Annotated in this window: 5 protein-coding genes; all 5 read left to right on the top strand. The window is 53.8% G+C overall.

What is annotated here, in order from left to right; translation table 11 throughout:
* The first annotated feature begins 753 nt into the window (after window positions 1-753).
* The 5 genes from KTQ90_RS10235 to KTQ90_RS10255 all read left to right on the top strand — a co-directional run bounded on the left by KTQ90_RS10235 (window position 754) and on the right by KTQ90_RS10255 (window position 16,675).
* Complete coding sequence (locus tag KTQ90_RS10235; protein WP_217318338.1) at window positions 754-1,209, top strand: hypothetical protein; 456 nt, start codon at window positions 754-756, stop codon at window positions 1,207-1,209.
* 68 nt (window positions 1,210-1,277) lie between these two features.
* A complete protein-coding gene (locus tag KTQ90_RS10240; RefSeq protein WP_217318339.1) occupies window positions 1,278-1,502 on the top strand; it encodes a hypothetical protein in 225 nt (74 codons plus the stop codon).
* A gap of 104 nt (window positions 1,503-1,606) precedes the next feature.
* Window positions 1,607-4,495 (top strand): leucine-rich repeat domain-containing protein, encoded by a 2,889-nt coding sequence (locus KTQ90_RS10245; RefSeq protein WP_217318340.1) that lies wholly within the window; start codon window positions 1,607-1,609, stop codon window positions 4,493-4,495.
* Window positions 4,496-4,502: 7 nt separating this feature from the next.
* The gene (locus KTQ90_RS10250) at window positions 4,503-8,702 is read left to right on the top strand and encodes an InlB B-repeat-containing protein (RefSeq protein ID WP_217318341.1); all 4,200 of its coding nucleotides are present in this window, start codon (window positions 4,503-4,505) and stop codon (window positions 8,700-8,702) included.
* Window positions 8,703-8,704: 2 nt separating this feature from the next.
* A complete protein-coding gene (locus tag KTQ90_RS10255) occupies window positions 8,705-16,675 on the top strand; it encodes an InlB B-repeat-containing protein (protein ID WP_217318342.1) in 7,971 nt (2,656 codons plus the stop codon).
* Window positions 16,676-17,488: the final 813 nt, after the last annotated feature.

The following is a 17,488-nucleotide window of genomic DNA, read 5'->3' on the forward strand; positions in this document are numbered from 1 at the left end:
AGGAATCCGTTCAATCCGTTTAATCCGCTGTTAAATCTCCCAAGTAGAAGGAATCAGCGAATCCGTTTAATCCGCTGTTAAATCTCCCAAGCAGAAGGAATCCGTTCAATCTGTTTAATCCGCTGTTAAATCTCCCAAGCAGAAGGAATCCGTTCAATCCGTTTAATCCGCTGTTAAATCTCCCAAGTAGACAATCCGCTTAATCCGTTGTTATTTGGTTGGTGCATTGCTTGCTTGGTTGGTGCACAGCTTGCTTGGTTGGTGCATTGCTTGCTTTGTTGGTGCACTTGAGACAAGTGCACCCCCTTGAAGGTACCCACCGAATCCGTTGTTATTTTTGCGCAGTCTTTTTATCCGTAGCGGAGGTGAAATTCCACCGTCACCGTACGGAATCTGATCGGACGGCGTACGGAATCTGATCGGGCGGCGGACGGAATCTGATCGGACGGCGGACGGAATCTGATTGGACGGCGGACGGAATCCGATTGGACGGCGAACGCAACAGGAAAGAGTTTCAAATTATCAAAAATGGTAAATATAGGTCTAAAATTTGCAAGAAATCGGCGTTTTGATAGAAAATGGTTTTTTTTTGTAAGAAATATCCTACTCTTTTTGCAGATTTTTAGCTTACTTTGCAGCAGAAACTTAACACAATATTGTTCTGGTGCTACACATATATTATATGTATGCGCAGAGCGGTGGAGTGTTAGCCTGTTAAACCTAAAAGAGTATTCACGCTAAACGAGAATGAATATGACAACAAACGACGGTAGCTCAACCAAAGATACAAACATAACCAACACAACAGGACAAACTCAGACTGGCACCAATGTCCGTCCTTCAACCAACACTTTTAAAACTAAGACAACGAACAACGAAACAAAGACAGAGAACAACGAAACAAAGACAGAGAACAACGAAACAACGACAGAACCAACAACTGAAACCTCAACCGACCAAAACGCGACGATTAAGACCAAACACGACACAAAAGCTACCCAGTCGTACATAACGATGGACTTCGATCCGCCCACCACGATGAAGGAGGAGCAGGATCTGCTCTCGGCTATGTACGCCAGTGCCTGCGTACCCAACACCATGCGTATGTCGTACGATATGGTGGAGGATATGCTGACCGACCACATCGACCTCATGGAGGGCGACGACCTCGAAATATGCAATAAGGACACCGAGCTGATTAGCATATAGCCGCAAAAACTGAACCTGCATATCGCGCAAAAACCAGATTAGAATATAACAAGAAACAATATATAACAATGAAAAGAGTAAAGAAGAAGTATCAAACCCCTGTGATCCACTCGATTGAGTTGGGTCCGATCAGTCCCGTCACCGCATCGCCGGGTGGTGGTGTTACTATCCCCGGTGGCGGCGATGCCAGCAGTGGCGGAAAACCGCCAATGCAGAGTCCGTCGCGCGACCTTTGGGAGAGCGGCTTTCAGACCGATGACGACGACGAGACGGCGTACGAATACGGTTGGTAAGCGCCGCTCTTCACCGTCGGACAACTCCAACCGACACCGTCTGGCAACAACCAACAGTAGAACTAAACCCAAACCCATTAGCAAATCAAAAAACAGAACAGAATATGAAGAAAAGAATTTTCATGCTTGCGGTCTTGATATTGTCAGGGCTGCAATTTGCCGTGGCTGCCATAGACGAGCAGCTGCGAGCGCTCATCACCGCCTCTGATGATATCGAGGTGACGGAAGTGACTAACGACGAGGCGCACCCGTGGACCGTCGCAGACGGAATGGCGTCGAGTACAGTAGGTAAGTTGAGACAATACGTATCTTCCAGCATTACTATTAAGTTCACGACTAAGAAACCTATAATTATGAGGTACGATTTCACCTTCGACCCTTATTCAAGTAATGACTCTCGTAAAGTGTATATTGATGGTGTTGCACAAGTGGATAGTTATGCTCCCTATAAAACCAAAGCAACTTCTACATTTTACTTCGGCATGGATGAAGGCGAGCATGTGTTTACATACACCCATTATCATTCTTATTCCGTTTCCGATAGCTATACTCAAGTTCTTACTATCGGCAACATCCGCTTTGAGAGTGTAGAAAGCCAGTATATGAATATCCACCTCTCTGCTCCAGGCACGCTTGGCAATGAGGCGTTGGCTCATGTCAACACTTTGCCCGAGATGCGTTTTCTGCGTCTTTCCGGCAAGATGAACGCTTCCGACTGGAATGACATAAGCAAGATGACAGGTCTTACGGCTATAGATATGACAAATGTTGACATTGAAACAATACCAGTTAAAGCGTTTACTAATACTTCGATACGCTTCATCGACTTCCCGACAAAGCTCAAGACCATCGGCGACAATGCTTTCGACAATCGTTTCCTTACAGGTCCGCTTGTGTTGCCCGAAGGATTGGACAGCATAGGTAAAGAAGCGTTTCAGAAGAACTATATAACAGAGGTGACAATACCAGAGAGTGTAAGAGCTATCGGACAGTCTGCTTTCTATGATAACCAATCTCTGAAGAGCGTTACTTTGAATAATCGTATGGAAACGATAAACCGGTCGTTATTCAATTACTGTCAGAAACTTGCTGTTGTGCGTGGCGGCAAGAATGTTAAGATTGTTGATCAAACTGCTTTTGCGGGATGCGATTCATTAAGAAGTATCAGCGATATAACCCCCGTCACTATCAATCGTAGCGCATTTTATAATTGTAGGAAATTGGAGAGTTTGAACTTCTCACGTATCAAATCTATCGGTTATGAAAGTTTCTACAACTGCTTTGGTCTGAAAGAGGCCGACTTGACAACTCTTACTTCAATTAACGGTAGAAGTTTTATTGGTTGTACGGGTCTTAAGAAAGTGACGTTTGGAAACGACATTACGACTATAAAATCTGAAGCTTTCAGCACATGCGATGCTCTTGAGGAGGTGGTTCTTGGTTCTTCTATCAATAGTTTGGAATCAAATTGTTTCTATAGCACTAAAAATGCCTTGAAGCGTGTGTATATCACTGCGCCCGCTCCTCCTGCTGTAGGTAGTGCACCGTTCTATTCTCCTACAAGCGTAACGCTTTACGTTCCCGAATATGCAATGGTGAGCTACAAGCTCGACAACTACTGGAGTCAGTTCACAAAGGTGGAGCCGAATCCGAACCAGCCCGACAAGGTGAACCTCTACAAGAAGCTGGAGCTTACCAGCAATGCACGCATACCGAACTCGCCGGATATGTATCTCGGCAAGGGAGGCGCGCTTATCGTGAACGGCGACAATGCGCAGACATTCGGCAAGTACACCCAGTATATGAATATAGGTGAGACTTCCTCTTCGCTCATCAGCCGTTGCAAGGAGATGACATCTACATCTTCTCAGTTCGATTTCTTTATAGGTGCCACCTCTGGCTCTGGTTATTGGTATTATTTGTGTATGCCGTTCGACGTGAAGCGCAGCGACATCATTCTGCCTGAAGGCACAGCCATCGCCGTGCGCTATTACGACTCAGAGTCGCGCGCTACAAACGGCGCAAGCGGCAACTGGAAAGACGTGCCAGCCGACTCTATTCTGCACATGGGCAAGGGTTATATCTTCCGTTCAAGCAAGGAAGGCAACGTAGGCTTCCCTGCTACCGAGGAGACACATAACGCCATCTTCCGCAGCGAAGCTGTAAGCGCACCGCTCGTTCAGTATCCTGCCGTGGAGAGCGCCAACGCAGGATGGAACCTCGTGGGTAACCCATATCCATGCTTCTACGACATCTACTATATGGATTTCGCAGCACCTATAACAGCATGGGATGTTGACAACCGTACATATAAGGCATACAGTGCTACCGACGACAATTTCGTACTCACACCGCAGCAGGCATTCTTCGTTCAGAAGCCCGAGCTGGTAGACGCCATCACGTTCCAGCCGGCGGGCAGACAGATCAACAAGACCATCGACCACTCGGCTTTGGCTATGCGCCGCGCAGCACGCAGCCAGCAGGTGCAGCGCAAGCTGGTAGATGTGGCGCTGACATGCGACGACCGCACCGACCGCACACGCGTCGTAGTGAACGCCAATGCTTCTGACGACTTCTGCGCCGACAACGACGCTGTGAAGATGATGGCATACGAGGGCACTCCGCAGATATACACCATCGCCGGTGCTGACCAGCTGGCTGTGAACGAGGGTGCTCACCGCGACGGTAGCGTGGCATTAGGCATGTATCTGCCTGCAGACGACGCATACACCATCGCCGTAGACCGCGACGAGCTGGGCGTGAAGCTGCTCGACTACGGCGTGGAGGTAGAGATGCCGTACACCTTCAGCGCCGCTGAGGGATACATGGACGACCGCTTCACACTCACCTTCGAGGCACCCACTACGGGCATCAACACCGTAGCTACTGACGCCGACGCCGACAACGCCATCTACACTATCGACGGACGACGCGTGAACAGCACCGCTCAGAAGGGCATCTATATTCAGAATCATAAGAAAATAGTAAAGTAAAGCTACTATGATCAAGTCAAGATATATACTGACTCTCCTCGCCATGCTGCTAAGCATGGTGGCGAGAGGACAGGACTTCAACCCCGACAGCCCTCCCGAACCGGGAGCACGCTACAAGCTGACGGTGAAAGCCCAGCCCGCTGAGGCTGCCACCGTGAGCGGAGGCGGACTGTATGCTGTGAACGCCAATGTGAGCGTGAAGGCTGTAGCCAAAAGCTCCAACTGGCGCTTCATTAACTGGACCGACGCTGAGGGCAAGGTGGTGAGCAAGAGCAGTACGTTCACTCACCGCAAGCTGAACAGCGCTGAGACACTCACTGCCAACTACGAGTATCAGAAGACAAGTCGCCTCACCATAGCCTACGACCCGTCGTCGATAAGGGCGAGCGAGGTGAAGGAGTATGTCGTGGGCGTAACCTACTCTTACACGGCGTCTACGTACAGCGACTATACGTTCGTCAACTGGACAACAAGCGACGGAACGGTTATCTCTACTAATCGCGCGGTAAGCTATACCGTTACGGAGAACGACGAGACCATCACTGCCCACTACCGCTTCACGCCGGGCAGTCCGGCTGAGCCTAACGAGACGAAGCCGAAGCATAAGGTCTACTTCAGGTGCGACCCCGCAGGTCTTGTCGGCTTCAATCAGAACAACGGCTTCTCGGTGTCTGAGGGCAACACGTTCAGCGTGACGGTTTACGACGCAAGCAACTATGAGTTCAAGGGTTGGACGCGCGAAGGCAGCTCCGAAATAATCGGACAGTATCGCACGTTCAGCGGAACGATGGGCAAAGAAGACGTGCATCTCGTGGCACATTTCGAGTTCAAGCCGTCGTCGCCCAGCGAGCCGTCTACCGACAGCAAGCAGCGACACAGCCTCTACGCCACAACTACGTCGATGTATCGTGGCGAGACGATGCTCCTGCCTATATACATGCAGAACACGGGCAACGTGAAGACGCTCAGCTTCAAGCTGCATCTGCCTAAGAATCTGACGGTGGATGTCGCCGGTATACAGAAGACGCTGCGCACCGACGCCTACACCGTTCAGGCGGCGCAGGAGGACAGCGTGCTGAGCGTGAGTCTGGAGGGCGGAACGCAGATTGTGGAGCACGACGGAGTAGTGGTGCGCATACCGGTGAGCGCGCAGGAAGCGCTGAAGGACAGCGTGTACACGGTGAAGTTCAGTGACATCGCAGGCACAACCACTGCCGACGCCGCCATCAGCTTCACCAGCCGTTCGGGCAGACTCGTGGTGAGCACGCCCGAGGAAGGCGATCTGCAGGCGAAGTTCTCTGTAGAGACATACATGAACCGCGCCCAGTTCACCAATCTTAGCAGCGAGAACGCAAAGACATTCGAATGGAATTTCGGTGACGGCGCTACAAGCACCGAGCGCAACCCTATGCACAGCTACGCCGAAGCCGGCACTTACACCGTGCGTCTCACGGCGCGTGGCATAGTGAAGACCGTCACTGCCGAACAGCAGATAATCATCAACCCTGCCAACACATGGTCGGCGAGCGGCGACTACCGACTCGACCCCACAGCGAACAGCGCACGTGCGTTCAAGTCGATGCACGAGATGCTCTCTCTGCTGTCGCAGTGTACGCCCGACGGCACCATCAACGTAAAGACCGGCGGTAAGGAGGCGTTCGACGCCAATCTCCAGACAGCAGACTCGCTGGCGCTGCTCAGCACGCTGACAGAGAAGCTGGACAAGGCGGGCGTCGTGATGGCGTTCAAGAACGAAGTGCAGAACCCCGTTACGCTGCGCTTCAACGTGGCAGCCAACAGCGCCGACATGCAGAAGGCTACCGACTTCTTCCGCCATATCTCGCTCGACAACGTGGTGGTAACGCTCAACGGTGCCGCGATAAACATCGGCGAGATAGACCGCTTCTCGGCACAGACCATCTGTTCGGGCGCAAGCACGCAGCCCGAAGCGTTCACCGCTATAAGCAGCAGCGAGAAAGTGAAGGTGAAGTGGACGGCAAGTGTGGCTGAAGGCTGCACCGTACGCGGCTATCAACTCACCGGCACAGGCAATCTGCCTGCCATGACGCTCACGAACGAAGGCAGCAAGACCGATCTCGTTACGTATCATGTAAGCGTAGAGCTTAATGGCGTTGCCATGTACACATATATATATAAGGTGTATGTGAAGCCGTTGCTGAAGAGTCTCGCGCTCAGTTCGCCGTCAGACAAAGCAACGCTCGAATACGGACAGGTTACGCTCAGCTGCAGCAATCTCGGACAGGCTGCTGTAGGCTATACGTTCCGCTATCGCCGCACCGATGCCGAGGCAGAGAACGCAGAAGAGTGGAAGGAAGTGAAGACGACATCGCCCTCAACAGCATTCGTGCCCGTAGAAGGTGCGTCGTACGAGTGGTATGCTACGGCGCATGGCGAGTGCAACGAGACTGTCGAAAGCGCACACCGCACGTTCAGCATACGCAAACGCTCAGACCTTACGGTGGTGTCGGTCACAGCGCCGGCGGAGGTAAAGGCAAACACTACGTTCCAAATCACGGCTGTTGTGCGCAACATCGGTAAGGGCGCTACACGCAGCAGCAACTGGCAGGATATAATCTGTGAAGAGCAAGCTAACGGTTCGTATCGTGAGATTAAGAGAATATCACATAATGGCGTGTTGCAGCCTGGCGATTCGTACACAGTTACTTTCACAGTCACAAGTCCTGACGCCACGCTAAGCGAGGTCAGATATTTGGTGGAGACAGACTCTTGGTATCAAGAGACCGAGTCAAATGAAAGCAACAATATGAATATCTCTGACCCAGTCTCTATCATCAAACGCTACATTGATGACGCCGACTACGAGGCTCTGAAAGTGCTTTATCAGGCAACCAACGGCGGCGCATGGACCAACAAGACATGGCGCATAGGCAGCAATGCCGTAACGTCTACCGGTTGGCCCGGCGTCACATTCGACGAAGAAGGTCACGTACTGGCTATCGATCTTCAGAACAACAACCTCCGAGGCACGCTGCCTACAGAGGGGATGGAGATGAAGAGTCTGCGCACGCTCAATCTGAGCGGAAACAGTTTGAGTGGCGATGTGGCTGCGTTCTGCAAACTCCTGCCTGCGCTTGAGACGCTCAATCTTGGCTACAATCTGTTTACAGAACTTAGCGGCGTTCTGCCTGCTCACATCACCTCGCTCAATCTGCAGAATCAGCGCGAAGGCTACAGTCTCTCTACCTTCACGCTGCAGGAGTGGGTTATGGGTGACAAGCAGGCCGACATACAGCTCGGAACGCTCATCGCTTACGACCATAAGAACCAGAACTTCGAGGCGCATCCTACGCTCCGCATCTATACTACCGCCAACAACAGTTATGTAGGCGAGATGAGATACACAGACGGAGCCTACCGCTACTATCTCAGCGGCACGTACAACTACGCAAGCGGCACGGAGTTCTGCATCCGATCGTATGAAGGCGTGGCACAGAACAACCGCCTGCGTGCTAAGCTGACGTGGACAAAGGGCGATGTGAACGCCGACGCATCGGTAGACGTGCTCGACGCGCAGCAGACGCTCAACTACATCATGGGCACGCAGAACGGCAACTTCAACTATCCGGCAGCCGACACTTATGAGGGCGGCGGCATCAATGTGCAGGACGTCGTGGCAACCATCAACATCTTCATCGGCAGCAACGACAACGCCGACCAGAAGAGTCTTATGGCTGCGCAAAGACGCTGGACGGAGAGCATGGGCGAAGATGCCTCTACAGCTAACGTGCTCAGCGTGGAAGACGGCGCATTGTGGCTCGACGCAACCGACCAGGTGGCTGCGCTCGACATCACACTTGCCGGCGTGAAAGCCAACGATGTGAAGCTCGCTACGAGCAAGCAGCGCTATCAGCTCGTGACACACAACACGGCTAACGGTGTTCGAGTAGTGATAATAAGCACTACGGGCGACATCATCAGCGGACGCACCAAGCTGTTGCGACTCGCTAAGCAGGCAAGAGTAGACCAGGCGATGGCTGCAGACATAGGCGCACAGCCGGTAGGCGTGGCGTTTGAGGGTCAGACCACAGACATCGACACCATAACCACAGACGTCGACAGCCGCGAAGCTGTATACAGCCTCGACGGACGCAAACTGAACGGCGTTGCACGCGAAGGCGTCTATATTGTGAACGGAAAGAAAAAGGCTATTAACAGACATCAATAGACATGAAGATCAGAAGATACATAACCATGATGCTGTTCTTGCTGATGTACATCACGGCAACGGCTCAGAACAACCTGTCGGTAGGAAAGCTGACAGGCGGTCAGGGCAAGGACGTGCTGATACCTATCAGCCTTGAGAACACAGACGAGGTGGTGGCGCTGCAGTTCGACCTGCAGCTGCCATTCGACCGCTCGTCAAGAACAGCGCCGGCGCTGAGCCAATCGCGTATAAACGAACACACGGTGTCGGTAAGAAATCTCGGCAACCATAAATATAGAGTGGTTGTCGTGAATATGAGCAATCGTCCTCTGTCGGGCAACGCCGGCACAATCATCAACTTCCCGATGGCTGTGCCTACAGGTTTGGACCCCGGCACGGAGTACGCCGTGAGCTTGTCGGATGTTATCATCACAAACCGCAAAGGCGACAACATCCAGGGCGATTCTAACGTGAACGGCAGCTACACGGTGCAGCGAGAAAACGCTCCCGACCTTGCTACTACCGATGTTAACATCACCGAGAGCACGCTTGTGCCGGGCAACTATGTCACAGTGACTTGGAAAGTGAGCAACATCGGCAACGCCGATACGCGCAGCGGTTGGACCGAACGTGTCTATCTCGTGAGCAACGATACCGAAGAAGCGGTGCACATAGGCAATACCTACTTCAGTAATACGCTACTCAAGGGCGGCTACATCGCACGCAGCGCCACCTTCAACCTCTCGCAGACCGTCGGTCTCGAAGGCGAAGTGACGGCGAAAGTGGTGGTTGAGCCCAACAGCGGTTGCGGCGAGTACAACGCTGACCGCGCCAACAACACCGCAAGCGGCGGAACCGCCGAGCTTGAGAAGCACTTGTTCCTTACTGCTCCCGACAACAGCGTGAAGGAAGGCGAGTCGATGCGCCTCACTTTGAAGCGCAGTGGCGACCGTAGTATGGACGAGACATTCAGCATAGCTTCGTCTTTGCCCGAACACGCTAAGGTTCCGGCTACTGTTACCATCAGCAAAGGTCAGTCGGCAGCGTCGTTCGACGTGGTTTGTCCCGACAACGACGTGGTGAACACCTACTCTAAGGTCACCATAACCGTGAACAAAGCCAACGGATACCCGCAGGATGTAGCCACATCCTTTAATATAAAGGACGACGAACTGCTGCCTCTCACCGTGAAGCTCGACAAAACCGAGTATAACGAGGGCGAAACGATGAAAGCTACCGTCAGCGTGCCTTACCGCATCGGCAATGATACGCTCACGGTCTACTTCAGCGTGGAGAAGCCGAAGCGCTTCCGCCTGCCTAAGAGCTACACCTTCGAGCCTGGAGCGACAGAAGCCGTGATTGATATTCCGATCATTGACGATAACATCGCAGCCAACGACGAGACATTGCAGCTCAGCGTGTCGGCAGACCATCATCTGGCGGGCACAGCGCTGTTTGTGCTGAAGGACAACGATGTGCCGGCTATCAGCATGACTCTGCTGCCCACAACCGTGAGCGAGGCGGCAGGCTACAACGCCATTCACGCCACCATCAAGCGCACCGAGGCAAAGAACAGCAAGATTACGCTGAAGCTGAGCGACGACAGCAACGGCGAACTATACTACACAACGCCGATAACCATGCCAGAAGGCACAGAGGAAGTGACGTTCCCCATCGGCGTGAAGGACAACCAGAAGGTTGACGGCACACGCAAGGTGAAGTTCAGCGCAGCTATATACATCACCGATTGCGGCTGCTCTGCGATAGGCGACAAGCAGACCGTGGTGAGCGACACCATTACCATCCTCGACAACGACGGACCGACGCTTAGCGTCACTTCGAACAAGACAACTATCCTCGAAGGCGACGCGACAGGCGCTACGCTCACCATCAGTCGCAACGACGCAACGACCAGTCCGCTCACGGTTACGCTGAGCGCAAAGGGCGACGACCTGCAGTTTGCAAAGACCGTGACTATCCCTGCCGGAAAGGAGAGCGTTACAACGCCGTTCGTCGCGTTGAGCAACGAGGCCAGCGAGGGCAACCGCACCATTTCTGTCATCGCAAGCAGCGACGGCTATAGTCCAGGTACGGTGTGGATGCTCATCTCCGACCAGACTCTGCCCGACGCAGAGATGCAGACTCCTGCATGCGACGCAGAGATTGAGGCTGGAAGCAAGGCGAAAGTGACGATAACGGTGAAGAACATCGGTGCCATCAAGATGCCGAAGGGCACACAGATCCGCACAAGCATCGGCTCAAGTTCTACTATGACGCAGACAGATGCCGACATTGCTGTGGGCGCTACCTACACATCTGTTGTGGAGCTGGACGCACCGAGCGTGCCCGGAAAGTACAGAGTGACGGCAGAAATCAACCCGAACGGCACCGTAACCGAGTTGCAGACTATCAACAACAGCGCCTATACCGAGACAACCGTAACGACAGCATACACTTACGACGTCAAAGCCGAGAAGAATACGTATAACATTGGCGAGAAGGTAGTGCTGGGCGGCACGGTGAAAACACGCGGCGGCACTGCGGCAGCCAACGTTGAGGTAGAACCATATATCATCTATGCCGGTTCGCGCATAGCTCTGAAAGCCACCACCGACGCCGAGGGCAAATACTCTGCAGAGTACACCATCCAGGCAGGTATGGGCGGCGAGTACGGCTACGGTGTCTGCACACCGGGCGAGAACATCAGCGCTCAGCAGGGCACTTTCGCCGTGTACGGCATCTCACGCACCACAACCGAATACATCAAGCACGAGATGTACGAAGGCGATGTGGCTCGCGGCACTATCAAGGTGAAGAACATGAGCAGTCTGCCTCAGCACAGTCTGACAGCAACCTGCGAACCGAACGACCAGTATGAGGTTACGTTCGGCGGCGACACAGAACTTGCGGGCGGCGGAACAGCCGAGATAAGCTACACCGTCAAGCCGCTTTCGCTCTCTAAAACTAAGGAGTGGGACCGCCTGACGTTCAACATTACAACAGCCGAGGGCGCATCGCTCAGCGTAGTGACCTACAACTACACACGCAAGCATACGCCGACACTCGTGGTGTCTACCAACAGCATCAACACCACCGTGACCAAGGGTAAGGTGCGCACATATCCTATCGTGCTCACCAATACCGGCATAGCCGAGACAGGCAAGATAACCGTGTCGCTGCCTGCCGCGCTTTCCGACTTCATCAGTCTGGCTACGCCTGCCACAATGCCGTCGCTGGCAACGGGCGACAGTGCAACGGTGATGCTTAAGTTCAACGCTGCCAACTACGACGTGAATGTCTACCAGAAGGGTGGCATCGCCATCAACTGCAGCGAGGGCAACGGCAAGCAGATTGGCTTCAACGTGAAGGTGGTGAGCGAGGAGAAGGGCAACCTTCGCATCCGCGTTCGCGACGAGAACACCATATACGGCAACAAGGACGGCGAGCATCCGTACGTCAGCAACGCCAGCGTGCGACTTACCGACTACAACACCGGCGCACTCGTGATGCAGGATGTGACGGGCGCGGACGGCAGCATTACGTTCAGCGATCTGAACGAAGGCTACTACCATCTGCACGTTACGGCAGACCGCCACGACACTTACGACCAGAACGTGCTGGTGAGTCCGGGCGAGACAACCGAGCATCTTGCCACAATCAGCTACCAGGCAATCAGAGTGGACTGGACTGTGGAGGAGACAGAGATAGAAGACGAGTACGACATCACCACCAAGCTGACGTACGAGACGCAGGTGCCTGTTCCGGTAGTGGAGATGAATGCTCCCGACGCAATCATTCTTGCAGACATCAACCGCGGCAAGAGTGCACTCTTCAACGTAGTGCTGCGCAACCGCGGACTCATTGCCGCACAGAACGTGCAGTACACACCGCCTACGGCAGACGGTTTCGTGTTCATGCCGATGGTAGAATACTCCGGCTTCACGCTCGCACCTGAGCAGAGCTACGTCATACCGGTGCTCGTGATGCACGAGGAGGACTTCAACAGCGATGACTTCGCACGCAACGTGAAGCGCAAGGTGATGCAGCGCGCCGAGGGCAGAGCAAAGAAGAAGTGCTTCGGCGATATGGGCACCAAGTTCGAGTGGCCCTGCGGAGACAACGCAAAGTATGCATGGATAGGTTCTATCATCAGATTCGTGCAGGACAACGCCGAATGTTCTGACCCACCACCAGCAGGTGGCGGACACGCTGTAATCTATCCTCAGACACAACCCGGACTGGGCGGTGGACCTTATGGCGATTTCGGCGGCTATGCAACGGCGAGCGGCGGCAGAACAGACGCCAAGGCTCTGCTTAAGCTGTTCTGTACAGCAATAGAGTGTGTGCCGCTTCCCGACTTGCCTACTTGCGTGGCGCCAGCCATAACCAACGCATTGGAAGGATCGGCACTGCAGTTTGCAGGCGACTGCGCTATGGACTATCTCAGCGGAAAGGTAGCCGACAAGATTCCGTTGTTCAGCTGTCTGAAGGGTATAGCTTCCAACTATGGACCCGATATGGTAGAGTGTCTCGGCAACTGGGGCAAGGAGATGGCCGATAAGTTCAGCAAGGCGCCGATGCGCAAGGCAGCTGCTGCCGAAGACAAGCCGATACCGGCTCTGATGGAGTCGTCGGGCTATAAGCAGTTCCTGTTCTTCAGCTACTTCGACACATACATGGAGTACAACCGACAGCTCACCAAGGCGCCTGAGGCGCTCGGCATGAAGGACTTCGGCGTGGAGCTGATGTCGGCAATACACAAAGCCGACCTCGAGCTGCAGAAGATGCGCGTGGACGGTACGCTCTGGACGTTCGACCTGAACACCATTCCGGACAACACCACGGTGGATGACAAGAGCCAGGGCGTAGGTCCGTACCTCACATCGCTCATGCCGAACAAGAATGCGGTGATAGCCGACTTCTCGCTGCGCAACTATGTGGAGCGTCTGCGCAACACATGGAGCAAGGAGGACGGACGCGGCTATATCAGCGACAACCACATGGACGAGGCGGTGGTGGCAGACATTCTGCAGACACGCCAGAACTGTGTGACGAAGCTCGTCAACCTGGGCATACCTACATGGACCGACCTCATGGGAAGCGCACGCAAGGACATGCTGCAATATATGGAGACGCAGTCGGAGAACACCTGCGCACAAGTGAAGCTCGAGATAAAGCAGAAGCTGGTGCTCACGCGTCAGGCGTTCCGCGGCACGCTCACCATTGAGAACGGATCGAGCAACGCCATCGAGGACATCCTCGTCGACGTGAACGCTACGAACATGGAGACCGGCTTCATGGCTACATCGCGCGAGATGCAGATAGCTATCGAGAAGATAGAAGGCTTCGAGGGCGAGAAGGACGGCGCATGGCGACTGGGCGCAGGCAAGAAGGGTGTGGCTACCATACTCTTCATTCCTACCAAGTATGCGGCGCCCGAGAACCTCACCACCTATAGCTTCGGCGGAACGCTGAGCTTCAAGGACGGTAGCACGACGCAGAACCGCTCGCTCTTCCCCGTGAGCCTGCAGGTGAAGCCGTCACCAGAGCTCGACCTCACTTACTTCATGCAGCGCGACGTATACGGCGACAACCCGCTCACGCCCGACGTCGTTGAGCCGGTGATACCTGCCGAGTTCTCGGTGCTCATACACAACAAGGGCAAGGGCGACGCCAACAACGTGCGCATGATTACGAAGAAGCCTGAGATTGTGGAGAACGAGAAGGGACTGCTCATCGACTTCGACATCATCAGTTCGAGCCTTAACGGAGGCGAGAAGACGATGGCGCTCGACGACGACATCGCTACGCAGTTTGGCACTATCGCTGCCGGCACCGCATCTTACGCCACATGGGACCTCACAGCGTCGCTCATGGGCCACTTCACGGAGTATGACGTGAACGTTACACACGTGACCGACTACGGCAACCCCGACCTCTCGCTGCTCGACCGCGTCACCATACACGAGCTGATACACAGCTTGAACGCCACTATCGGCGACAAGGTGTATCGTGCATGGATCACGAACGACGAGCCCGACGCGGAGGATGCGCCCGACCATATCTACTTCGCCAACGGCACCGACGAGGAACTCGTGACGCTGAGCGGGGAGACCAGAATGGAACGCATAGACAATACGCACTACCGCGTGACGGTGCCCACCGACGTGCCGCGCAACTGGTTCTACACGGCTGTGGCTAACCCGGCGGGCAAGTACGCGAAGATACTCAGCATAACCGACGAGACGAACAACCGACCGCTCGACCCGGCTAACTTCTGGACTACCGACTACACGATGAAGGACGGCATCGACCCGCAGCTCGACTATCGTCTGCATATTGCCGACATCGTTTCGGACAAGGGCACGAACAAGTACATCGTGGAGTTTGAACCGATACCTGAGCTGCGACTCGACGTGAAGAGCATCACGACGGTGCCTGCCGACGACCAGATTGCGGAGAAGCCGATAGAGGTGCTTACCGTGGAGTTCAACAAGGACATCAAGCCCGAGACCTTCACACGCGAGGACATCGTGGTGCGCCACGAGGGCAAGCTCTACAGCGGCGACATCGCCATCGCGCCGAAGGACGAAGCCACGAAGCGCGTGTTCAAGCTCAACACAAGCGGTCTGAGCGAGAACGGCTACTACGTGCTGCAGGTGAAGACCGACAACATCACCGACGCCGAGAACTATCAGGGCGCTGAGGGCAAGATGGTGAGATGGATGCTCTTCAAGGACGGACTGGTTCACTACAACGTGCATGTTCTGCCGCTTGCAGAATGGGGAAGTGTGGAGTGTGTGAAGGACGTTCCTGCAGAGACGCCTGCCGCTTTTGCAAAGCGCGGCATGAAGAAGGCAGAAGCCAACAGTGGACAACTGGCTTACGGCGGCGGAATGACCTTCAAGGCTACGCCGAGCAAGGGCTACAAGTTCGTTTGCTGGAAGGACAACGCCACCGACGAGGTGCTCTCAAACAACGCCGAATACCACGTGGAGGCACGCAACACGCTCGACATATCGGCTGTGTTCGAGGCTGAGACGTATAAGGTGACGGTGAAGTGCGACGCCGACGGCGGAACGATGGACGTGGCATCCGGACTCTACGAGTACGGCACGAAGCTCACGCTCGACGCCAAGCCCAACAAGGGCTATCGTCTGGACGGCTACAAGCTCAACGGCGTGCAGACCGAGACTGCCGCTCCGTATGAACTGACAGTTGAAGGACCGACAGAGGTGGAGGTGCTCTTCCACGACCTCTCGCCCGTAGACGTGATTCTCGACGAGCGCAAGGACTATCAGCGCCCCGTTGAATACGTAAGCGCAGCGAGTCTGCAGAACGGCACGAACGTGAAGCTCTACCGCTCGTTCCTCAAGGAAGCATGGAACACTATCTGTCTGCCGTGCGCCGTGGAGAACCCAGAGGAGGTGTTCGGTGCAGGCACGCAGGTGGCGCAGCTCGCAGGCATGACGCCGACGTCGCTCACCTTCGAGTATGTAGAGAAGATGGAGGCTAACACGCCGTACATCATAAAGCCTACAGCGGTGAACAACGCTGCCTACGCCAACGTAGCGTCGCCAACGGTGCTCTACGACCTCGGAATGCGCACGCTCGAAGACCTGCCCGAGGGCAAGGACCGTCCGACGTACGAGACCGAGAGCGGAGTGTCGTTCATCGGAGCGTACCGTGTGGAGAACCTGCCGGCTAACGAGGGCTACTACTACATCAGCGGCAACAAGTTCTACTACATCGACGTGCCCGTGCCCACAACACGCTACCGCGGATTCTTCCATTCCGACGTACACAACGGCGCGATGCTCAGTCTGGCTTTCGGCGGCGGTACGACAAACATAGAGAATGTCTACTTCCTGCCGTCAGGCGCCGGCGACATCTACGACCTCACCGGCAAGAAGGTGCGCTCGAGCGGCGAGTCGCTCGACGGACTGAAGCCCGGCGTGTACATCACGAAGAACAAGAAGTTCGTTGTGAAGTGATGATAGGTGGTGAGATGTTGAGGTGATTATAGATGTTGATGTGGTGAGATGTTGAGATGTTGACATTTCCCACTACTTCTAACTATAAATCCCTCAATGAAGGACAAATCTGCTGAATATTTCCCTCAATGAGGGACAAATCTGCTAAATATTTCCCTCAATGAGGGACGTTTTAAGCCCAAAACGTCCCTCATTGAGGGATTTTTCGTATCTTTTTATTCACGAATAGACATCGTGTAGCGTCCGCCGTCCGATCAGATTCCGTTCGCCGTCCGATCGGATTGCGTCCGCCGTCCAATCGGATTCCGTTCGCCGTCCAATCAGATTCCGTTCGCCGTCCAATTGGATTCCGTTCGGGTGACGATGCAAATAGCAGGAAGAGAAAGTCAAAAACTTGGTAGCCGTTGATTATCCGTAGCGGAGGTCTCCGGCCTCCGCCACAATCAATAAAACTCTAATTATATATTATAACTATTCTACTTGAATTTGTATCTTTTTAAGAGTTGTTTATCAACAACTTGATTCTTGTTTTTGCTCAATCTTTAGTTGGAGTATCTATTATGGTTGATTATCAGTGCTATACGCTCTAAACGGTAGAAAAGTGACCGTATGGATTCTGATTAGATACGAAAAGGTGAATATTTAACGTATTTAACTTCCGATTACATCAGGAATCACGAAATAAGGGTTGGGAGGGGCGCTTTTAACCGATCCCATAATGTAGTGAATGGAAGTTATAGAACGAAATTCATAAAGGGGTACGGTTGAAACGACTTCCCTTAAAGGATGTGATTGCCAATCATCCCCTTTTAT

Origin of the sequence: Leyella stercorea (assembly GCF_019052365.1) — a bacterium.
Taxonomy (GTDB): Bacteria; Bacteroidota; Bacteroidia; order Bacteroidales; family Bacteroidaceae; genus Prevotella.